General features: G+C 56.9%; 14 protein-coding genes. 6 read left to right on the plus strand and 8 right to left on the minus strand.

The genetic code is table 11. The features are described from left to right. The first annotated feature begins 185 nt into the window (after window positions 1–185). Complete coding sequence (locus tag H8E27_15035; protein ID MBC8326933.1) at window positions 186–2,240, plus strand: acetylxylan esterase; 2,055 nt, start codon at window positions 186–188, stop codon at window positions 2,238–2,240. On the opposite strand, the gene H8E27_15040 is transcribed toward H8E27_15035, so the two are convergent. The 3 genes from H8E27_15040 to H8E27_15050 are packed head-to-tail and all read right to left on the minus strand — an operon-like array spanning window position 2,241 to window position 5,983. Further along, window positions 2,241–3,659: an amidohydrolase family protein gene (locus H8E27_15040; protein MBC8326934.1), complete on the minus strand. Its 1,419-nt coding sequence runs from the start codon at window positions 3,657–3,659 to the stop codon at window positions 2,241–2,243. It abuts the gene before it with no gap. Next, window positions 3,656–4,417 carry an aldolase gene (locus H8E27_15045; GenBank protein MBC8326935.1) on the minus strand — a complete coding sequence of 254 codons (762 nt, stop codon included), beginning with the start codon at window positions 4,415–4,417 and terminating at the stop codon, window positions 3,656–3,658. Before H8E27_15045 ends, H8E27_15040 begins: the two co-directional genes overlap by 4 nt. Then, window positions 4,418–5,983 carry a GntP family permease gene (locus H8E27_15050; protein MBC8326936.1) on the minus strand — a complete coding sequence of 522 codons (1,566 nt, stop codon included), beginning with the start codon at window positions 5,981–5,983 and terminating at the stop codon, window positions 4,418–4,420. 139 nt (window positions 5,984–6,122) lie between these two features. Between H8E27_15050 and H8E27_15055 the strand changes: the two genes are divergently transcribed. Further along, entirely contained in the window at window positions 6,123–7,676 is a 1,554-nt protein-coding gene (locus H8E27_15055) for a PQQ-like beta-propeller repeat protein (GenBank protein ID MBC8326937.1), read from the plus strand. A 92-nt stretch (window positions 7,677–7,768) separates the two neighbouring features. On the opposite strand, the gene H8E27_15060 is transcribed toward H8E27_15055, so the two are convergent. From H8E27_15060 to alr, 5 genes are all read right to left on the minus strand, one after another. Continuing rightward, on the minus strand, window positions 7,769–9,007 hold the full coding sequence (locus H8E27_15060; protein ID MBC8326938.1) for an LL-diaminopimelate aminotransferase: 1,239 nt from the start codon (window positions 9,005–9,007) through the stop codon (window positions 7,769–7,771). Window positions 9,008–9,060: 53 nt separating this feature from the next. Beyond that, window positions 9,061–12,069, minus strand: coding sequence for a c-type cytochrome (locus H8E27_15065; GenBank protein MBC8326939.1), 3,009 nt, complete (start codon window positions 12,067–12,069; stop codon window positions 9,061–9,063). A gap of 90 nt (window positions 12,070–12,159) precedes the next feature. Then, the gene (locus H8E27_15070; protein MBC8326940.1) at window positions 12,160–13,398 is read right to left on the minus strand and encodes a Na+ dependent nucleoside transporter domain protein; all 1,239 of its coding nucleotides are present in this window, start codon (window positions 13,396–13,398) and stop codon (window positions 12,160–12,162) included. A gap of 107 nt (window positions 13,399–13,505) precedes the next feature. Further along, complete coding sequence (locus H8E27_15075; protein ID MBC8326941.1) at window positions 13,506–14,450, minus strand: DUF368 domain-containing protein; 945 nt, start codon at window positions 14,448–14,450, stop codon at window positions 13,506–13,508. Between the two features lie 15 nt (window positions 14,451–14,465). Further along, complete coding sequence (gene alr / locus H8E27_15080; GenBank protein ID MBC8326942.1) at window positions 14,466–15,572, minus strand: alanine racemase; 1,107 nt, start codon at window positions 15,570–15,572, stop codon at window positions 14,466–14,468. Between the two features lie 136 nt (window positions 15,573–15,708). Between alr and H8E27_15085 the strand changes: the two genes are divergently transcribed. From H8E27_15085 to H8E27_15100, 4 genes are read left to right on the plus strand one after another with little or no spacing between them, the layout of a single operon-like run. Then, the gene (locus H8E27_15085) at window positions 15,709–16,749 is read left to right on the plus strand and encodes a hypothetical protein (protein MBC8326943.1); all 1,041 of its coding nucleotides are present in this window, start codon (window positions 15,709–15,711) and stop codon (window positions 16,747–16,749) included. Beyond that, entirely contained in the window at window positions 16,746–18,920 is a 2,175-nt protein-coding gene (locus tag H8E27_15090) for a DUF1553 domain-containing protein (GenBank protein MBC8326944.1), read from the plus strand. Before H8E27_15085 ends, H8E27_15090 begins: the two co-directional genes overlap by 4 nt. Next, window positions 18,920–20,236 (plus strand): DUF1501 domain-containing protein, encoded by a 1,317-nt coding sequence (locus H8E27_15095; GenBank protein MBC8326945.1) that lies wholly within the window; start codon window positions 18,920–18,922, stop codon window positions 20,234–20,236. Before H8E27_15090 ends, H8E27_15095 begins: the two co-directional genes overlap by 1 nt. Further along, window positions 20,233–21,165, plus strand: a complete 933-nt coding sequence (locus H8E27_15100; protein MBC8326946.1) for a WD40 repeat domain-containing protein — start codon at window positions 20,233–20,235, stop codon at window positions 21,163–21,165. The genes H8E27_15095 and H8E27_15100 overlap by 4 nt, the downstream gene beginning before the upstream one ends. The last annotated feature ends 27 nt before the right edge of the window (window positions 21,166–21,192 follow it).

A 21,192-nucleotide genomic window follows, 5' to 3' on the forward strand; every position in this document is an offset into this window, starting at 1 on the left:
CATACAGGCCGGTCCATTCATCATTTTTTTAACGGGTTAGTGGGGGCGTTACCGGCCGCTGGAGAGTTCAGGTTCATAATCTGATGCTGACCCGTGAAACACTCGCGGCGTGGGTTTTTATCGTTTGATTGAATAAACACTAGGAAACGCATCTCTCAACTGGCAGCATTGCAAAGAATTCATTGATGAAAAAATTTTTCCTCTCACCAAGAATCGGAGCGATTGTGCTTTGTGTTTTTCAATTCACAATTCTTCAATCTGTCTGGGCCGCGTTGCTCAATACCCCCGGCGACAAAATATTCGCGGCGTACTTCAAGCACCAAACGGATCAAATTGCTTCACGATCACTTTCGAAAATCAAAACAATCGAAGATTGGAACGCACAGAAAAAAACGTATCGCCAACAGATGCATGAAATGCTGGGGTTAGATCCGATGCCTCCGCGGACGCCACTGAAAGCCACGGTCACCGGTAAACTGCACCATAAGGAATTTGAAATTTGGAAGGTGCACTTTCAATCCAAGCCAGGTCTTTACGTCACCGCCAATCTGTATGTGCCCAACGGCATCAAGGATCCTGCACCGACGATTCTTTATGTGTGCGGTCATGGGCGTGTGAAAAAGAATGGGGTGAGCTACGGCAACAAGGTGCATTATCAGCACCATGGCGTTTGGTTCGCGCGCAATGGGTTTGTGTGTTTGGTGATCGACACGCTGCAGCTTGGGGAGATTGAGGGCATCCATCACGGCACTTACAATCACGATATGTGGTGGTGGAATTCGCGCGGCTATTCCTCCGCCGCCGTGGAGGCGTGGAATTGCATTCGCGCGCTGGATTATTTGGAAACGCTAAACTTTGTAGACAAAAACCGTTTCGGCGTCACCGGTCGCAGCGGCGGCGGTGCGTATAGTTGGTGGGTTTCTGTGCTCGACGAACGCATCAAAGCTTCCGCGCCGGTAGCCGGCATTGCGGATTTGAAAAATCACGTGTACGCAGGGTTTCCCAACAGCGGCCGCCTAGCCCACGGCGTGGTGGAGGGGCATTGTGACTGCATGTTTCATGTGAACACATTTCGCTGGGATTTCCCTCAAGTGGCTGCGCTTGTCGCCCCGCGTCCGTTGTTGATCCTCAACACCGATGATGACCGCATTTTTCCGCTCGATGGCGTGACGCGGGTGTTTAATGGCGCCCGCAAAATTTACGACCTCCACGGTGCGCGAGACAAGCTCGGGCTGGTCATCATCCCCGGCGGACACAGCGACACGCAACCATTGCGCGTGCCGGCGTTTAACTGGTTCAACAAACATTTGAAAGGCAAAGAATCGCCGATTACTATTACTGCGGAGAAGCTTTTTGAGCCGGAGCAATTGCGGGTTTTCAAAAAACTACCTGCCGATGAAATCAACACAAAGATTCAAGACAGCTTCATCGGCGTGGCCAGTGGAAAGGAGCGGCTTAAGCCGGATAAAGCTTTGGCTCAATTACGCGCCAAGACATTTCGCGGTTGGCCTTCTGAATCCGGAAATTTGAATCTCAAAAAAGCCTTTGACTTGAATCACAAGGGAGTGCGTTTTGCGGCTTACGATTTTGACAGTCAGGACAAGATTCGACTGCGCATGTATGTGGCCCATCACGCGGGATTAAAAAATCTGTCTACCGTCCACGTCGAGGTTTTGGGTGAGGAGAACTGGCGTAATTATTTGAAGCTGGGGCGCCCCGCCTTTGCTGGAGTTTGGGCTGAGGAATTAAAACTGGCTGGGATCAAGGCGGATGCACCCGTCACTGCCAAGATGGGGCAGGCGCTGGAACAGCAGCTCAACCACATCCGCAAACAATCCGAAGTGGTTTACATTACGTTTATGCCGCGTGGCGTTGGCTTGACCACGTTGAGCGCCGACGAGCGCCACATCACTCAAACGCGTCGCCGCTTTATGCTGCTCGGGCAAACGCTGGCGGGTATGCAGGTTTGGGATGTTCGACGGTGTCTCCAAGCGGTTCAGGCGCTGCCGGGTTTTGAGCGTTCGCGAACCGAACTATGGGGCAAAGGAAACATGGCCAGTGTGGTGACGCTCGCCTCATTGTACGAACCGTTCATCGGCCGGCTCAATCTCAGCGAATATCCGAAAGATGATAAAGTGCAGCCCGATTACTTGAATATTTCACGCATCGCCACGCCCAAGCAAATTCTGGGGCTCGCCGCGCTGCGGTCTTCGGTGCATTTGCTGGATAAGAAAAAGTGATCAGCGGATCGCTCCGCGTGCGGCTTTTCCCGGAAAAACATTTTTCTGGAACGCCCCGTTTTTCACCACCGGCACTCCGTGGATGAGGGTGTATTTGATCCCGCTGGAATGTTTCGCAGCGTCAGTGAAGGTGGCGTTGTCGATGATTTTTGAGGCATCGAAAATAATGATGTCTGCGTCGGCCCCAATTTGCAGTCGCCCTTTTTTCTTAAACGCAGGCGCGCATCGTTCCAACCGTTGCGCGGGCCACAGCGAACATTTTTTTAGCGCGAGCATGAGTGGTAAATCGTTATTTTCGCGGACGTATTTGCCAAGAATGCGTGAAAAGCAGCCGGCATTTCGCGGATGCCCCATAAATCCGTCGCTGGCAATCAACGTGTTCGGGCTCGCCACCACTTTTCGCACGAGGCTTTCCGGGTTGGCATGCACGATGACTTTGCCGCCTTGTTTGCGATATTTTTCAAATGATTCTTTGGTGAGCCGTTCACCGGTCGCGACCCATTGTAAATTGTTGTAGGTGATTTTTGTGCGGTCACGCCAGCCCGGGTCGAAGATGGCTGACTTGATATCGGTCATGCCCGCCGTGTAGGGGTAAACTTCACACGACACATCGAGCCCGCGTTTCTGTGCGGCGGCAATCATTTCAATGAGTGCAGGGGTGGTGAGATTGCCGGTGCTTTGAATGTGCACAATGTGACCGGGTGCACCGCTAATGGCAGAGAGTGCGATGACCTCGTGCACGGCGGTGTAAATATTTAATCCGGTCGCCAATCCTTTGCTGCGCATATGGACGTGGCAAGAGGCGTTGAATTTTGCTGCGACGCGAAAGATTTCGAGTGCCTCCCATTGGGTGGCCTCGGGCGTGTATTGCAGGCCGAACCCGACCGCCAATGCGCCTCGTCGGAGGCCGTGCTCGATTTTCTTTTTGATGGTGGCCAGTTGTTCCGGGGTGGCACGCTGTTTTGCCCCGCGTGAATTGGCCGGCGGCAGAAACGCCGGTTGGTCACCCATCACGCTGATGCGCGTGGGGATGTGGCCGATGCTGACGCCAAAGTTGATGGGGGTTTTGCCTTTGCGTCGCTGGTACCAAAGGTCGACATCTGCCGTGCCGACTTCCAGCTCGAGTGCGGTTGTCACCCCGTCCATGGCTTTGTACGGATAATCTTCCGCGGTTTGGCCGTGTTGGTGGAGGTCGATAAATCCGGGTGCGACCACGAGGCCTTTGGCGTTGATGACGGTCTTGCCCTTGAGCGGGGTTTTGGAAATAGATTTTATGGTGCCGGCGGTGATGCCGATGTGACGGATGGCGTCAAGTTCAGTGGCGGGGTCTAACACGCGGCCGTTGGCGATGACGGTATCGAAGGGTTGCGCGGCGGTCGTGGTCAAGATCGCGAGGAACAGTGGGAGCCAAGTTTTCATTGTTTCGCTTCATCCAAAAAGTTTGTCACGGCGGTGGTCATGATTGCTTCGAAGGGGACGGTGATAAAACGCGCCCCTTTGTCGCGCCATTGGCGGGCGCCTTCGCTGTTGTAAATCATGAGTCCGAGGATTTTGCCTGCGGCGAGGGTAGTTTCGGCGATTTTGTCCATCGCGGCCTGAACGTCGGGGTGGGGGATGTTGCCGGGGTGGCCGAGTGAATTGGCAAGGTCGTTGGGGCCGATGAAGATGACGTCCACATCGTCGGCCTTTACGATTTCATCCAGATTATCGAGCCCCTCGGTGGTCTCGATTTGGGCGATAACCAAGGTTTCGGCGTTGGCTTTTTTAACATAATCGCCGAGCGGGCCGGTGCGGCCGAAGTCGGCAGCACGGATGCCGGCGAGGCCGCGTTGGCCGCGCGGCTGGTACTTGATGGACTGCACGGCGCGCTCGGCGTCGGCGGCGGTGTTTACGAAAGGGATCAGTGCGCCCTGCACGCCGGTGTCCATGAAGCGCAAAATGATGGACTGCTCGTTGGTTGTGGCGCGGGCGATGGGCGTCACGCCGTGCAGTTCGCAGGCGCGGCATTGGTCCTCAACGTCGCGCGGCTGCAGCGTGCCGTGTTCGCCGTCGAGTACGAGAAAATCCCAGCCGAGGTAGCCCTGCAGTTCGATGAGGCTGTTGTCTGGCGTGCGGAAGAACGCGCCATAAACCGTTTCGCCATTGTTGAGTTTTTGTTTGGTGGTGTTGGTTTGCATTTAATTCATTGGAATTAGTTTTGCGGCGACCATGGTTACGATGATGCCTGTAATCCCCATAATGGTCGCCATCGGTGTAAGGACTTTCAAGGTTTCCTTTTCGGTCATGCCGCTCATTTTGCTAATGACCCAAAAGCCGCTGTCATTCATCCACGGTAACGGCTTGGAGCCGCAGCCGATGGCCACGGCGAGGTAAACGGGATGATACGATAGCACGTCAAGGTCGGTCACAAGGCTGCCGACGATCGCCACTCCTGTGAACATCGCCACGGTGGCCGAACCTTGGGCTGCGCGGATGATGGCGGTGACAACAAACGCCAGTGGCAGCAGTCCAAAATCGAGGGGTTCGCTGCCCATCATGCCGCTGATGTACGGGCCGATGCCTGATTGTTGTAGCATCGCTCCGAAGGCTCCGCCGGCGCAGCAAATGAGAATGATGAGGCCGCCCTCGAGCATTGCCTGTTGTACGTGGTCGGCGAGGGCTTGGCGGTCTTTCAGGCGTGTCGCGGCGAGGAGCATCGCCAAACCCGCGGCGATGGTGAGAGCGATATTTTTGTCACCCAACAGGTTGAGGATTGGGTGGAGGGTTTGTGTAGGATCCAGTCCACTTTTGTAAATGGTCACCCCGCTGATGAGCAGCACGGGCAATAGGATTGGGATTAGCGAGAGTGCGAGAGAGGGAAGTTCAGAAATATTGCGGTTGGACAGTTCCTCGAGTTTTTTCATGGCCTCGGGCGTCTCGCGGAGCGGTACCTCCATGCGGCGGTTGATCCATTGTGCATACAACAGGCCGGCTACACTGCAAAAAATACCGACCGCCATGCCGGTGAGAATCATGGTGCCAATGTTGACACCCAGTTCTTCCGCAACGAAGAGTGGCCCCGGAGTGGGTGGCACCAATGAATGAGTCATCGTGCCGCCGGCGACGAGAGCGACTACGAGGAGTACGTAGTTTTTTTTCATTTTAAGCCAAGTGGCTTTCACCAAGGGAATGGCCAATAGAAAAAGACTGTCGAAGAATACGGGGATTCCTAGCAGAAAAGCGCTGGCACAAAAGGCCACCGGTGCATTCCGGATTCCCACCAGTGAAAGTGCCCCGCGCACAATGCGTTCAGCGGCACCACTGGCCAGCAGGCAGCGGCCGATCACGCACGCCATAGCGATGAGAATGCCAATTTTACCGCAGGTGGTTCCGAAGGCGGTGGTGATGCGTTCCAGAGTGTTTTGCTTTGCCTGTGTGGCGGCTTTCTTGTGCGCAACGGTTTTGAATTCTGCGGATTCCGTTTTGATTTTGCCACGAACGGCCTCGCGAATTTCCGCTTCGTCAAATGGTTGGCCCAATTTCTTGAGGGCGATGATTTCAGTAATGACGCGTGCCTTGACTTCTTTGCGGAATTCATCGCCTTCGTATTTTGCCGCTAAAGATTTCTCGATGTACTCAGATGAAGTTAATCCGCCGACCACAAATGCCCCGAGGATGAGCGAGAGAAACGGATGCAGTCGGAGCCAAAGGATGCCGCCGAGGACGATGGCGAGGCCGAGGGCGAGTAGTAGCAGCGGATTCACGGGGGGAGGGTAATTGTTCAATGACCAAAACCCAAGCTCCAAGGAATGACCAAAACCCAATTCGGTGTGTTTGTTGTGGCTTGTCGATTGGTCATTGGAAATTGAATTTTATTGTATTCTGCGGTAGTCCAACCCCGTCATGAAACGCATATCAATTCTATCCTTGTTCGTTGCCTTTACCGTTGCCGCAGACTGGCCGCAATGGCGTGGGCCGAACCGCAATGGCGTGGTGGCCGATGGCGTGCCGTTGCTCGATGCTTTCCCGAAGGAGGGGTTGAGGCGGCTTTGGGTGAGTGAGTTTATCCCGAGCGATGACGATGGCGGACACGGCAGCGTGGTGGTGGCGGGCCAGCGGGTATACTTGGCGCTGGTGTGGCATACGGATGTGCCGACGCAGACACGGGCCATCGATGACTTGGTGTTGCGTAAGCTGGGTAATCGCGGGGTGTCCATTCTGGGCGACAAACTGGTGGCAAAAATGGAATTGGACCGGATGGGGCTCAGCCCGCGTCTGCGAGGAGAGAAGTTGACGGAGTGGAGTGACAAATGGGTGTCGGAGAATTTAAATAAGGAACAACAGGAGATGCTGGGGAGTTGGGTTGCCAGTCGATTCAAAAAGGGAAAGTCGGCGGTTCCCATCAAGGATTTTCAGAAGTTGGCCACGATGCGCGAGCATCGGTTCCCGGATGATGCAGCGTTTAAAAAATGGCTGGGTGAACAGGAATTCAGCGATGCGGTGAAGACACAAGTGGTGAACACCGTGCCGGCTACACGCAAGGTGGCACAGGACGTGGTGATTTGTTTGGACGCCATCTCGGGCAAGACGCTTTGGAAGACAGAGATGCCGGGCGAGCCAACGGGCAGGCGGTCGTCGAGCACGCCGTGTGTGGCCGATGGGCGGGTTTATGCCATGGGCGGGCGGCAGGCGCTTTGCGTGGATGCGGCCACGGGCAAGCCGGTGTGGTCGGCGGTGTTGCCCGGCAGGAATGTGGCATCATCATTTTTGATCGCGGAAGGGAAAGCATTCGTGATGGCGGGGCGGCTGGTCGCGCTGGATGCGGGTTCCGGTAAGGTGGCGTGGGAAAGCGATGATGCGCGGGGCGGAAATTCGTCGCCGGTATATTGGGAGAATGATGGCAAATCATTTTTAATTGTGAACGCGGGCCGGGAAGTGGTTTGCCTGAACCCCGCCGACGGCAAGCTAGTGTGGCGGGTGAAGGGCGGGGGCGACTCCACGCCAGTGGTCGATGGAAATCGAATGGCGGTTTACAGCCACGACAAAAAAATCGGGCTGGCCGGTTACAGCATTTCCGCAATGGGTGCCAAAATGCTCTGGAACATTCCAATCGAGGCGCGGCGAACACAGTCCACGCCGATGATTTACGATGGCCATGTTTACCTCGCCGGCGGTGACACGCAAATGTGTGTGGAGATGGAAACCGGCAAGATGAAGTGGAAGGAGAAACGGCTGAGCAACATCTCCTCGCCTTTCATCGCTGACGGTCGGCTGTTTACTTTTGAGAAAAAAGGGAGCGAGCTGGTGATGTTGCGCGCCGACCCGTTGGCGCACTACGAAATCGGCAAGGCACGCGTGCGCGCCATGTGGTGCCCATCGCCGGTGCTCAGCCGCGGGAAATTGTTTTTGCGAATGGACAATGGAGTGGCCTGTTTTGATTTGAAGGCGGGGAAATGACTGGTTCCAAATAAGCAATTCTCAATAGCCAAGTCCCAAGGAACGACCAATACCCAGTGGACATTTGGGGTTTCCTTAGTGATGGGTCATTCTCACCACGCCATCGCCCCAATCCGCTCCGCAACCTCTTCTGCATTCGCGCGGCTGTTGAAGGCGCTGATGCGGAAGTAGCCTTCGCCGGCGTTGCCAAAGCCGGCGCCGGGAGTGATGACCACGGCCGCTTCGTTGAGGACGCGGTCGAAGATGTCCCAGCTTGGGATGGTGTTGGGGGTCTTGAGCCAAATGTACGGGGCGTTAGTGCCACCGAAAACTTCGAGGCCCGCAGCGATGGCAGCTTCGCGGAGGATTTTGGCGTTGCCCATATAATGTGTGATGAGTTCCTGCACTTGGGTTTTGCCCGCATCACTGTATACAGCGGCGGCGGCCTTTTGGACGGGGTAACTGGTGCCGTTGAATTTTGTCGCCGTACGGCGCGACCACAAGCTGTGCAAACTGTGGGCGTTACCATTGGAATCTGTGCCCGTCAATTCCTTGGGGATCACAGTGAAGGCGCAGCGGGTGCCGGTGAAGCCGGCGTTTTTGGAGAAGCTGCGAAACTCAATGGCACAGTTGCGTGCGCCGGCGATTTCATAAATCGAATGCGGGATGTCGCCGTCTTGGATGAACGCTTCGTACGCGGCATCGTATAAAATTAGTGCATCGTTTTCCTGTGCGTACGCCACCCAAGCGGCGAGTTGCTCGCGCGTGGCGGTGGCGCCGGTGGGGTTGTTGGGGTAGCACAGATAAATAATGTCCGCCTTTTCATCGGGGGTGGCGGGCACAAAATTATTTTCCGCAGTGCACGGGAGATAAATAATTTTGCCGTATTGGCCCGCGCCATCGGCGTCATCGGTGTGGCCGGCCATTACGTTGGTATCAAGGTACACGGGGTAAACGGGGTCGGTGATGGCGATGCGGTTTTGGTGGCCGAGAATGTCGAGGATGTTCGCGGTGTCGCACTTGGCACCGTCGGACACAAAAATTTCATCGGCGGCCACCTTGACGCCGCGCGCTTGAAAGTCGTTATCCGAAATCGATTCGCGCAAAAAATCATAACCGTGTTCCGGACCGTAGCCTTTGAACGTTGCGCGATCGGCCATCTCATCCACCGCCGCGTGCAGCGCCTCGGTGCAAGCGGGCGGCAGCGCCTCGGTCACATCGCCAATGCCGCAGCGAATGAGCCGCGCGGCAGCCACAGGGTTGGCCTCAGTAAATTCCTTCACGCGGCGGCCGATCTCGGGAAAGAGATAGCCCGCCTGTAGCTTTAAATAATGCTCGTTGATGTATGCCATTGGAGGGCGGGACGTTAGCGGAACCGGTCTGCCAAATCAAGAGGCACTGAGAATTATTTCGCCATCAAAAATGCAAACAAGTCGCGCACCTGCTGGGGCGTGAGGGTGTCGAGCAAACCTTCGGGCATCAGGGAGACCGGCATTGCCTGGAGGTCTTTGATTTCCTTGCGGGGGAGGGTGATGGAGTTTTGAGCGAGGTCGCGCAGGACGATGAATTTGGGCGCGGTTTGGGCAATGAATCCGGTGAGGCGCTGATTGTCTTTGGTGACCACGTTGAATCCGGCGTACTCCTCACGAATGCCGAGGCTGGGATCAACCACGGCGGGGATGAGGAAACCGGGATTGTTCAGCTGATAGGCATCGAGGCTGGGGCCGATGTTGCCTCCTTGGCCGCGCAAGCGATGGCACGCGGCACAGGCGATTGCAAAAACCAGTTTGCCCGCCTCGGCGTCGCCTTGATTTTCGGCAATGAGCGCGGCGACGGACTGCATCCGCTGCTGCTTGGCTTCGGTGCTTTGGCGCAATTGGCCCCAATGTTTTTTGACGAGCGCGGCGATGGTTTTTTGTTTGTGGCTTTGCATCGCCAACACCGTGGCGGGGCGGACGTCTTCGCGTTTGATTTTGCCCGCGTCGATAGCAGTGATAAATTCCAACGACCAATTCGCGCGGCTACTTAGAATATTCTGGGCGGACTCGCGTTCACGTTGGGGCATTTCTGCATAACGCGCGAGCAACACCGTGCCCACGGAATCATGTTCAAAACGCTGCAACGCGGTCATCAACTCGATGCGGCGGCTGCTGGTTTTTTCTGTCTTGAATTGGGAGAGCAGCAGATCCAGCGCGCTGTCACTGCGGCGCTCGGAAAGAAGCTTTGTCAACGCGCGCCGTTCGCTGGCGGAGGTCTTCGGGTTTTTCACCAGCGCAATGGCTTCGCCCATCGCCTCGGGAAGCCCCAATCGTGTGGCGAGGCTGATGAGCGTGGGCGTGTGTTTGCTGGCGTTCCACAATTTACTGGTCTCGGCCAACAACGCCTTGGGCGGGTTTTGCACCGAATTGCCGCGTAGTCCTTCCTCCATTCCGACGGCGAATTTGGTGCGATCGGCGGCGGTGGGGGCGAGGGCGAGCAGGCGGGCAGCAGTTTTTAGATTGGCCGATGTGGGCTCGGCAGTGAAGCGTTGGCCGAGGCGCTTGATCAAGTGCGTTTGCGTCATCGGTGCTGCCCAAATGGATTTGTCGGTGAGCAACCGGGTCAGATCCCCGCTGCCGCTGACGGCTTTGTTTTCGAGGGCCCACCAAATGAGCAGCGGGATGTGTTTGTCATTCACATCTTCATTGCGGTGAATAAGCGCGGCGAGGATTGGGAAACTATCCTTGGCGACCCAGCGTTTGCAGGAGGCCGCGAGGCAACTGCGGACTTCGGCGTGGGTTTCGGTTTTAGCCAGCGCGATGAGTTTGGCGCGGAGCGTGGGCGTCATCGTGTGGCTGTCGCCCAACAGACGGATGGTCCAAAATCGAACGAAGGGATTCGCGTGGGTGAGTGTTTTTTCGGCGAACTTGGGGGTGAAGCCGCCGCTATGGTTGATGGCCCAGAAAATTTCGAGGGCGCCTTGGCCTTTGAAGTTCATGAACTCCCGAGTGAGATCGGGGACAATCGAGGCATTGCGACGGTCGGCGATCAATCGCTGCGCGGTTTGCCGGTGCCATTTGTTCGGATGCCCAAGTAGGTTGAGTAGTTCGGTGGTAGAGAGTTTGCTGTAGTCAAAAGGTTTGCTGGGCTTGGCGTCTTTGGCGTGCATCCGATAAATGCGACCGCTGCTTTTATGCCAGGTGTCGCGCGGATCGAGATGGCTTAAACGGCTATCGTACCAATCGGCGAAGTACACGGCCCCATCCGGCCCCGCCTTGGTGTCGACAATGCGAAACCAACGATCCTCAGTGGTAACCATCGGCGGGGTATCGACGGTGCGGAAGGTAGAGTTATCCGGATACAACCGGCTAGCCTGCACGCGATTCACCAACGACATGCCGGAGATGATGTTGCCCTCGTACCCGGGCAGGGCGCCGCCTTCGTAAACAATCATCGATTGCGGAAACCGCTTCGTGTAGCCCTCGTGCGCCATGTGTTTGTAAAACCCAAACGCATGCGGGTTGATCAGCGGCCCGTGTTTGGCCCAGCCTTTGATGTAGCAACCCCCTTGCACGTAGTGGACGCCGCGGGTGTTGCCGTAGTTGGTGCCGGAGAGCGTTCGGCCATTGCGATCAAAATCGAGGCAATACGTATTGCCGCCACCCTCAGCAAAAACTTCAAAACGTTTGGTCGGCGGATGATAGCGCCAAATCGCTTGGCCGAGAAATTTGATGCCCTGAATCTCTGCGGTGCAAGTGCTGCCGTGCGCGCCGTAAATCCAGCCGTCCGGTCCCCACCGTAGGCTGTTCGCGCCGGAGTGAGTGTCCTCCAAACCAAAGCCGGTGAGGTGCACCGTGGGGTCGCCATCAGGAATGTCGTCGCCATTTTTGTCCGGATAATAAAGCAGATACGGCGGCATCAACACCCACGCGCCGCCGCGACCGGTGATGACGCTGCGCGCCATATTCAAGCCGTCGAGGAAGGTTTTGTGTTTGTCGAAAACACCATCGCCGTTGGTGTCCTCGTGAATGGTGATTTTGTCTTTGCCACGAAAATGATTGGGCGGCGGCGGCGGTACTTTGTCGTACACCGCGCGCAGGTACTTATCGTATTCCAAAATTTTGATGCCCGCCGGAAAGGGGTATTGCAAATACTGCGTCACCCACATCCGCCCGCGTTCGTCGAAATACATATTGAGCGGCTGCGCCACCGCCGGTTCATGCGCCACTACCTGCATCGCCAGCCCCTCGGCCATCTTCAGTTTCTTGATGCCCTCGGCGGGAGTAGAAGGCATCGACCCATCCGTCAACGCCCCGCGGCCCTTAAAATTCTCGACAAACGGCTTCAGCGAATCGCCGAACTTTTCCTTCGGCTTATCCGCCGCAACTAAAAAAATGGAAATCGTGAGCAGGTAAACAACAATCAATCCGCGCATCTGCCGAGTGTGACCTGTGGGCGGCGAGGAGCAAGTTCCAATCTCTGTGCCTCTGTGATGGATTGTTTTTTACCCCAGAGGCACAGAGGTTTAAATAAACAAGCCGGCAATGCAGGCATTGATATAACTGACGAGGATGCCGCCGGCCATGGCGCGCAGGCCGAGACTGGCGAGGTCTTTGCGGCGTTCGGGGGCGAGGGAGCCGATGCCGCCGATTTGGATGGCGATGCTGGCGAAGTTTGCAAAGCCGCAAATGGCAAAGGTGCCGATGGCAAAGCTGCGGGGGGCGAGGGTGTCTTTGAGTGCGGTGAGATCAAGGTAGCCGATGAATTCGGTGAACACGATTCGTTTGCCGAAGGCTTGGCCGACTTCGACGCAGTCGGCCCACGGCACGCCCATCAGGAATGCGAAGGGGGCGTTGAGCCAGCCGAGCAGCATGTCGATGGTGACGGGGTTGGCGACGCCGGCCCATTGCTGGGGTTGGGTGAGGAGATAATTAAAGAGCGCGATGGCGGCGGTGAATCCAATGAGCATCGCGAGCACGTTGAGCGTGAGCTTCATCCCGTCGCTGGCGCCCTGGCACATGGCGTCGAGGGCGTTTGTGGTTTCGGGCTTCACATCACTCTTGGCGCCATCGGCGGTTTCGCTTTTTTCAGTTTCGGGCAAAAGGATTTTGGAAACATACAGCGCGGTGGGCGCGGCCATAAAGGATGCGGTGAGCAGATGGCCGGCCTCCACGCCCATTCCGGCGTAGATGGCAAACACGCCGCCGGCGATGGTGGCCATGCCGCCGATCATCATGGTCATGATTTCACTGCGGGTCATGCCGGGCAGATAAGGCTTAATGACGAGTGGCGCTTCGGTTTGGCCCATAAAAACATTGGCGGCGCTACAGAGGCTTTCGCTGCCGCTGGTGCGCATAATGCGCTGCATCACCCACGCCATGCCCTGCACGATTTTTTGCAAAATGCGGAGGTGATAAAGGAGGCTGGAAATGACGGCGACGAGAATGATGGTGCCGCAAATGGTGACGCCCAGCACGAGGGCGCTCGGCTCGTTGAAAGTTTCCTGCATCAACTGGTTTTCGGAGAGCGCACCGAATACGAGGTGCGTGCCTTCGCGGGCAAAGGCGAGAATGTTCTGGGCGGTTTGGTCGGCGACTTTATAGACCCAATCGCCAAAAACAGTTTTGGGAATCAGAACAGCGGCGATGGTGATTTGCAGTCCCATTCCGGCGATCACCGTGCGCCACGGGAATTTGTCGCGTTTCATCGAGATCGCCCACGCAAGCGCGATGAAAGCCACGAGGCCGATTAAGCTCATCAGCATAGGCGTTGGTACACCGCAAGGCATGGGCGGGGCAAGGATGGAGAATTCACAGGATGGGCGGGAAATTCAGGATGGTTTTTTATCCTGAACATCGTGGAAACCCGTGTTCATTTCTTGGTTTCTTTGTCCCCGGCAATCTTGTCGAGCAAGAGCACTAAGCCTGCGCCGGCGAGCATTAATAAGAGGGCGAGGAGAAAGGGTTTGTCCGCAGCGGGCAATTGCCAAGTGTAGCCGGTCACCACGGTCTTTCCGCTGACTATTTTTTCCAATGTAAATTTCCAGGGCCAAATGACTCCGAGTGAGCCGATCACAAATCCGGTGAGCACGGCGAGGGTTGCGGCTTTGAATTTGTCGAGGATGTACGACAGCACACGCGCAAAGCCAAGCAATCCCACCGCGCAACCGGCGGCGAACGGTAGTAGTACGGGCAGCGAGCTGTCGAAATCGCGTACGTTGCTGGTGGCCTTGAGAATGAGTCCGTAGTTGCCCATTAAGATGAGAATAAATGAACCGGAGATGCCCGGCAAAATCATGCTGCACATCGCCACCACACCGCACAGAAATAAATAAGACGGCGCGGGATTTTGCACGAGGGGTTTCACCAGCAAAATCGCCGCCGCGCCGGCGATGCCCGCGAGCAGTGCGAGGATCGCGGGCGGATTCCATTTAGGGACTTGTCGGCCGACAAGAACAATGGAGGCCAGAATGAGTCCGAAGAAAAACGCCATCGTTTGCGTTTCGTGATTGGCTAGCAATTGTTCCAGTACGTTCGCGAAAGTAAACACACTGGCCGCCACGCCAAGGCCCACGGCGCAGGCGAACGGGCCATTAAGGTGATCAAACCATTTGCGAAACTCACCCGCGCCCAAAAGTTTCACAGCCTTCCAGCCGATCGATTTCAGTGTGCCGATGAGGTCGGCGTAGATGCCGGTGATGAGCGCGATGGTGCCGCCGGAGACGCCGGGGATGACGTTGGCAGTGCCCATTGCAGCGCCTTTGAAAACGAGCCCGACGAAGCGCGTGAGAGTCATTGGGTTTTTCTTGGATTCCATTTCAAATTATTCGGTTCAAGCCGCCTGTCCGCCGCGGTACACGCGCGGCACGCGATAGGCGATGCCGGTGAGCACTTCCAACGGGATTGTTCCCGCCCAGTCGGCGAGTTGGTGCGCGGTGATTTCCTGTTTGCCTTGGCGACCGATGAGCACCGCTTCATCGCCGGGCTTGGCGGTTTTTATTTTTGAAACATCAACCAGCATTTGATCCATTGTCACGCGGCCGAGCACGGGGCAGAGTTTGCCGCCCACTAAAACGTTCGCGTTGCCCGCCACGCTGCAAAGATAGCCATCACCATAACCCATCGTGAGCGTGGCCACGCGCATTTTTTGCGGCGCGACGAAGCTGCGGCCGTAGCTGAGCGGTGTGCCTTTGGCGATTTCTTTGACAAGGCTCACACGGCATTTCCACGCAAGCGCGGGGCGGAGGTTGCGTTTCATGGTTGCCGTTACGCGGCGCCGACCATGGGGCAGCACGCCATAAACGAGCAGGCCCGGCCGCGTGAGATTGTAAATAGAATCCGGCTCGTGCAGCAGCCCGGCGCTGTTGTTCATGTGAACGTAGTCAAAGTTGTGTCCGGCGGCGGCGAGTTGTTTCACCAACCGATTAAACTGGCCGCGTTGATGGCGTGAAAATGCGGCATCACTTTCCGCCGAGGCAAAATGCGAATAAAGACCGACGGCGTTGAGGTTATCCAAGCGGGCGATGGTTTCGATCAATTCGGCGGCGTGCTTGGGCGACACGCCAAGCCGCCCCATACCGGTATCAATTTTTATGTGGGCGTCAACGGTGCGCTTGAGTTTTTTTGCCGTACGCGAAAATCGGCGGGCCTCGTCGGCGGTAGACAGCGTGGGCATGACATTATCCTTCACCGCGCGCTCCACTTCATCCGGTAAACACGCGCCGAGCATTACAACCGGCCACCCGCGGCCCACCGCACGGATGTCGCGGGCCTCATTGAGATTCGCCACGCCAAAAATATCCGTGCCCGCTTGCATCAATAACGCGGCAATCTGGCGCAGCCCGTGCCCGTAGGCGTCGGCCTTGACCACGGTCAAGATGCTCCCACCCGCGCCCACGCGATGCCGTAGCCACGCGAGATTCCCGCGCAACGCGTTCAAATCTATCTCCGCCCAACATCGATGCCCAAAACTCACGTGCCACCTTTGCCGTTTCGACCGTTGAATTTCAAGCGAAGGTCGTTCACAGCACAAAACCATTGGCCAACCCACCATGTTATGGTACTTTTTGCATCCAATGAAGACCGCACTAGCTATCACCATCTTGGCCACCGCGAGCCTCTTTGCGGCGGATAAAGAAAAAGTTTTTTCAGGACTGCAGCCGGGTGAAAAGATCACCTCGTTTGAGGTGCAATCGCTAACCGCCCAAGGTCCTGGAGAGAAACGCGACCCCATCAAAGCTGCTGGCGAACGGCCGGTGGTGCTCGTGTTTCTACACGGGTTGGAGCGTTCAATGGCGCAGCTAATGCGCGTGATTGATATTTATGGCGGGGAACAAAGAGCCAAGTTCGAGACGGAATTTATTTTTCTCATCGATGATCCCATCCGCGGCGATCGCGATTTACCGCGTGTGGTGAAGTCATTGAGAACGCGCACGCGCGTGGGCTATTCGTTGGATGGTATCGAGGGTCCAGGAAATTATGGCCTCAACAAAGAATGCCTGATGACCCTGGTGCTTGCCAAAGGCGGCAAAGTGACGGCCAACTTCGCCCTCGTGCAGCCGGGCATTGCTGACGCGCCGGGCATTATCGCTGCAATGGCGAAACTGGCTGGCGACAAAAATCCGCCGGATGCAAGAAAACTTTTGGTATACAATAACCCAATCAACCGGCGACCGATGTATGTCCCGTTAGATTTGGAAAAGCTCGACACCAGCACCGACGCCGCCCGCAAAATAGCCATCCAAAAACTCATTGCCGAGGTGCGGAAATTGCGGGAGCAAAATTCTGCGAATCCACCTTCTAATACGCGTCCAAACAATCAGCTCCCCCCACGTCCATTGCCACGCCCCAATGCCGGGGGACCAAAGAAGCCCTTGCCCGGTGCCGTGCCCACTGATGCGCGAATGATCGGAATGCTTCGCCAATTCATCCAAAAAACAAACACCGATGCCGACGTGGACCGCGTGCTAGCGCAAATGAAAACCCGCGCCGGTGACGATGCTGATTTACTGCAACAGGCGTGCGACGGCCTCACTCGCGTCATCTCCGTAAGCTATGGCACGCCCTACGCGCAAAAGGCGGGCCGCGCCTTCATCGGTCGCCACTCGAAAAAATGAGAGAACGGCCAATGGTCCTCGCTTCGGGCTCGCAAGCTCATCCCTCCAAGGTGACGGGCTGGAGGGACGAGTTTGTGAGTCTGCGATTGCTCATTGTCGGAGCGTGTTTTCTGGCTGTCGTCGCCAACGCCGCCGATCGCCCGTGGCATTTTCCCACGGACATTTTGCCGCGCCTCACGCAAGCCGGTTGCAACGCCGGCAAATGCCACGGCGCAGCGACAGGACAGGGCGGCTTCAAACTAAGCCTTTTGGGCGATGACCCAGCCGCCGATCACGCCGCCATTACCCGCGAGCGGGGCGGTCGCCGCATTGATTTTTCCGCACCCGAGCGCAGTCTTTTCCTCCGCAAACCTTCGCGCGATCTCGATCACAAAGGCGGCCAAAAACTCCGTGCCCAATCGGCGGACTGGAAGACGGTGCGCGATTGGATCGCTGCCGGTGCGCCATTTGGTAAAACCGATTTGCGCGTGATGAAGCTGGTTGTCACACCCGCTGAGTTGCGCCATTCCGCGCAGTTAAAAGTCACCGCCCAATTCAGCGATGGCCAAACGCGAGACGTCACTGCGTTGGCGCTTTACACCACCCAAAACGACGCCGTGGCCACGGTGGGCAAAACCGGCCGCGTCACTATCGAACGCCCGGGCCTTGGTGCTATTATGATTCGCGCGGCGGGGCAAGTGACCGCTGCTCGCGTGGCGGTGCCGTTCGCGGCGGGATCGGAAAATGGCTTCCCCAAACCGCATAATTTCATTGATGAAAAAGTGTTTGCCGAATTACAGCGCATGCGCATTCCTGTTTCTCGGGAAGCGAGCGATGTGGTTTTTTTGCGGCGTGCCACGCTTGATTTGTCCGGGCGGCTGCCCGCTTCCGCCGAAGTACGCGCTTTCATTGAAAATCCAAACCGCGAAATACTCATAAACCGCCTCATCGGCAGCGAGGCGTTTGTGGATTTTTGGACGATGAAGTTTGCCGATCTGTTGCTCCTCAATTCAAAAAAACTGGGCACCGAACCCGCGCGCGCCTATCGCGATTGGCTTCGTGCTCAAATCAAACGCAACACGCCGATGGACCAAGTTGCCCGCGTACTGCTCACCGCTCGCGGGAATATCATCCAGAACGCTGCCGCCAATTTTCAGCGGCAGAAAACCGACCCGCGCGATATGGGCGAGTTCGTCAGCCAAACGCTGCTCGGCATTCGCGTCGCTTGTGCGCGTTGCCACAATCATCCTTTCGATCGCTGGTCGCAGGCGGACTATCATCAATTCGCCGCGTTCTTCGCCCGCACTCGCGTGAAGGGCGGCGAGTTGGTGCTCGTGGAACGCGGCGAAGTGCGGCATCCGCGCACGGAAAAAATGATGTCGCCCAGCCCGCTCGGTGCATTAAAAACGGCTAAAGCCGATGGCCTCGATTATCGTCCCGCGTTGGCCGATTGGTTGACGCGTCCGGATAATCCATTCTTTGCCCGTGCGATGGTCAATCGCGTTTGGCGCGAAATGATGGGGCGCGGCATCGTGGAGCCGGTGGATGACTTGCGCGTTTCCAATCCGCCGAGCAATCCTGCGTTGCTTGATGCGTTGGCCGCCAGTTTTGTGAAAAACAAATTCGATCTTCGCCGCCTCATCCGTGACATCGCCACCTCGCGCACTTATCAACTTTCCTCCCGCGCCATCGCCGCTAATCGCGCCGACACGCAACTTTTTTCGCACGCGTATCTCAAGCCGCTTCCCGCGCCGGTCAAGGTCGACGCCATTGCGCAAGCCACCGGTCAACCGGATGTTTACGCGGGACAACCCAAGGGCACGCGCGCGATGCAGTTGCTCGATGCCCAAGTGTCTTCGTACACGCTCGATGTCTTCGGCCGTTGCCCGCGCACCGACAACTGCGCTGACCCCACCCAATTCGGCGGTGGCCTTTCCTCTGCGTTACATTTAATCAACAATTCTGCGCTCAACAAAAAGCTGGCACCGGCGGTTGCCACACTTTTGAAAACCCACCGCACTCCAAACGCAATGTTGGATGAGCTGTTTTTGCGAACGCTTTCCCGTTTTCCAAATGCCAAAGAGCGCACGAAATGCCTCAAACACATCGCTGAAGTCAACGGGGCAAAAGAAGGTTGGCATGACCTGTTGTGGGCGCTGCTGAATACCCGCGAGTTTGGGTTTAACCATTGATGAAAACGAGCCATTCAATTACGCGCTGCGATGGCATTATTCGCCGGGATTTTTTGCAGCTTGGCATATTGTCCACAATCGGAATGAGCGTGGCGGATTTGTTGCGGTGGCAGGCTTTGGCGGCGAAACCTAAGAAGGAAACGTCGTGCATTCTCATTTGGCTTGATGGCGGGCCGTCGCATATTGATACGTTTGATCCAAAGCCGGTTGCACCGAAGGAAGTGCGCGGACCGTTTGGTGCGATTCCGACGGCCATCCCCGGCGTGCACCTCAGTGAGCATCTGCCGCTGACGGCGAAGGCGATGGGCGACATCGCGTTGGTGCGGTCGTTGACGCACGAGTTGGGCAATCACAACACGGGGCGGCATTATTTGATGACGGGGCATCGGCCAACACCGGTAGTCGCTTATCCGAGCCTCGGCAGTGTGCTGGCGAAGGAATCGGGTTTTGGCCGCGCGCTGCCGCCGTATGTCATTGTGCCGCAGGCGGTTGAGTATTCGCAGGCAGGTTATTTGCCGGGCGCGTATGGGCCGTTTGCGGTGGGCGGTGATCCGTCGAAACCGGACTTTCGCGTGCGCGATCTCAACGCGCCGGAGGGCGTGAGTATCGACGTGGAAGCGCGGCGGCGGAATGTGCTTACGGCGCTGGATGATTTTTCACGTGAGGTGGAGGAAGGCCCGGCGACTTTGGCGCGTGATGCGTTTTATGAACAGGCGTACAAACTGCTCGGCTCGCCAAAGGCTAAGTCGGCGTTTGATTTGAAAAAGGAATCCGGCGCGACGCGCAATCGTTACGGGCGGAAAAGCATCGGGCAAGGTTGTTTGCTGGCGCGGCGATTGGTGGAGGCGGGCACGCGATTTGTGACGGTCGTCGACCGCGGCTGGGACACGCATGTGGACATCGCGCGTAACTTGCCTGATGCGCGGTTTCGTGGCAGCGGTAAACTGCCTGCGTTGGATCGCGCGTACGCTGCGCTGCTCACCGACTTGCGCGAGCGGGGTTTGCTGGACAGCACATTGGTGGTGTTGATGGGCGAATTCGGTCGCACCCCGAAAATCAACAACCGCGCCGGACGCGATCACTGGCCGCGCGCGGGGTTTGTCAGCTTTGCCGGCGGCGGTGTGAAAGGCGGGCAAGTCATCGGCGCCACCGACGCCCACGGCGAAGTGCCGTCCGACACACCGGTGCGGCCAGAGGATGTGGCCCACAGTATGTTGAAACTTTTGGGTGTGGATCCGCACAAGGAATACATCGCGCCCGGCGGTCGACCGCTCAAGATTCTTGATAAAGGCAAAATGATTCCCGGCCTCGCGTGAAATTCTTTGTTTCATTATTTCTTGTGGCGTTCGCGCTGGAAGCCGCGCCGGTAACCGCTTTGCGGTTTTCGCCCGATGGTAATCATTTGCTCATCAGCCGTCCGCGCGTCATTGAGGTGCGTGCGCTGCAGGCGGATGCAAAGCCGCGGAAAATTCCCTGCGCGTTTGACAAAGTGATGGCGTTTGCATTCAGTGCCGATGGTAAAACGCTCGCGGTGGCGGGCGGCACACCGGGCGAGATTGGCGGTGTGCATTTGCTTGCCTGGCCATCCGGTCAAATGCGCGGCAAGTGGGATGTGTTTGAAGACGTGGCGACGTGTGTTGCGTTCGGATCTTCCGGGAAACTGGCGGCGGGCAGTGCGGATCATTCGGTGGTGATATTCGATCTGCGCCGCGAGGGCCGCGTGGTGATGCGGTTTGAGGGGCACACGAAAGCGACCCGTGGACTGGCCTTTGCGCCCGATGGTAAATCGCTTGTGAGTGTGAGTGCCGATCGCACGGTGAAATTGTGGGATGCGGTTACGAGTAAACTGGAGCATTCTTTTGGGAATCATCCTAGGCCGGTGCACGCAGTGGCATTTCGGCCCGGGGCGCGGCCGGCGTTTTGCGTGACGGCCAGTGACGACAATACCGTGCGTGTTTGGCAGCCGTCCATCGGCCGGATGGTCCGCATCGTGCGGGGGCACAGTGGGCCGGTTTTTGCGGTGGCGTTTTCGGCGGAGGGTCGCCGGATTTTTTCAGTGGGGAAGGAGGGCGTCGGGCGCATCATTGATGCAGACAGTGACAAAGTGTTGCATGAATGGAAGGCGCACGACGATTGGGTTTACGCGCTGGCGGTGGGGGCGGGAGGTAAACTGGCGACTGGCGATTGGGGGGGGGAAGTCAGGGTTTGGAGGATGAAAGGCGACCGGATTTTTAGGATGGATTGATCACAGATGGGCAGGATATCCAGGGTG

This window comes from Limisphaerales bacterium (assembly GCA_014382585.1).
Lineage (GTDB): Bacteria > Verrucomicrobiota > Verrucomicrobiia > Limisphaerales > UBA1100 > JACNJL01.

Coding starts and splice junctions, on each gene's coding strand:
- H8E27_15035 (MBC8326933.1), top strand. CDS start 186: ATGAAAAAATTTTTCCTCTCACCAAGAATCGGAGCGATTGTGCTTTGT.
- H8E27_15040 (MBC8326934.1), bottom strand. CDS start 3,659: ATGAAAACTTGGCTCCCACTGTTCCTCGCGATCTTGACCACGACCGCC.
- H8E27_15045 (MBC8326935.1), bottom strand. CDS start 4,417: ATGCAAACCAACACCACCAAACAAAAACTCAACAATGGCGAAACGGTT.
- H8E27_15055 (MBC8326937.1), top strand. CDS start 6,123: ATGAAACGCATATCAATTCTATCCTTGTTCGTTGCCTTTACCGTTGCC.
- H8E27_15060 (MBC8326938.1), bottom strand. CDS start 9,007: ATGGCATACATCAACGAGCATTATTTAAAGCTACAGGCGGGCTATCTC.
- H8E27_15065 (MBC8326939.1), bottom strand. CDS start 12,069: ATGCGCGGATTGATTGTTGTTTACCTGCTCACGATTTCCATTTTTTTA.
- H8E27_15070 (MBC8326940.1), bottom strand. CDS start 13,398: ATGCTGATGAGCTTAATCGGCCTCGTGGCTTTCATCGCGCTTGCGTGG.
- H8E27_15075 (MBC8326941.1), bottom strand. CDS start 14,450: ATGGAATCCAAGAAAAACCCAATGACTCTCACGCGCTTCGTCGGGCTC.
- H8E27_15085 (MBC8326943.1), top strand. CDS start 15,709: ATGAAGACCGCACTAGCTATCACCATCTTGGCCACCGCGAGCCTCTTT.
- H8E27_15090 (MBC8326944.1), top strand. CDS start 16,746: ATGAGAGAACGGCCAATGGTCCTCGCTTCGGGCTCGCAAGCTCATCCC.
- H8E27_15095 (MBC8326945.1), top strand. CDS start 18,920: ATGAAAACGAGCCATTCAATTACGCGCTGCGATGGCATTATTCGCCGG.